At 64.2% G+C, this 614-nt stretch carries 1 protein-coding gene; it reads left to right on the top strand.

The features are described from left to right. Positions 1–614: ABC transporter permease subunit (locus tag U5775_RS38950; RefSeq protein ID WP_322063441.1), on the top strand; the 614-nt coding region annotated here is incomplete at both ends.

Below are 614 nucleotides of genomic sequence, written 5' to 3' on the forward strand. Positions count from 1 at the left end.
TCGGCGTGGCGCGTGCTGCCCAATCGCTGGGATTTCGTGGCGTTCCCGCTCATCATCTGCCTGATCGCCATGGCCGTCGTGGGCTTTCACCAGACCATGGCGCCCATCGCCACGCTCAAGACGCAGACGATCTCGCTCGACCCGTCGATGCTGCCCGAGTACGCCATGCGCACCACGCTGCGCATGCTTGCAGCGATGGTCGCCTCGCTCGTGTTCACGCTCGTCTACGGCACGCTCGCGGCCAAGAGCCGCCGTGCGGGCCAGGTGCTGGTGCCGATCCTCGACATCCTGCAGTCGGTGCCGGTGCTCGGCTACATTTCGTTTACCGTGACGTTCTTCCTTGCACTCGTGCCCTCGCGCGTGATGGGCGCCGAGCTCGCGGCGATCTTCGCGATCTTCACGAGCCAGGCCTGGAACATGACCTTCAGCTTCTACCAGTCGCTGCGCACGGTGCCGCGCGATCTGGACGAAGTCTCGCGAGGTTTCCACCTCACAGGATGGCAGCGCTTCTGGAAGCTCGAAGTGCCGTTCTCGATGCCGGGCCTCATCTGGAACATGATGATGTCGATGTCGGGCGGCTGGTTCTTCGTGGTGGCCTCCGAGGCCATCACGGT

This window comes from Paraburkholderia sp. J63 (assembly GCF_905220245.1).
Taxonomy (GTDB): domain Bacteria; phylum Pseudomonadota; class Gammaproteobacteria; order Burkholderiales; family Burkholderiaceae; genus Paraburkholderia.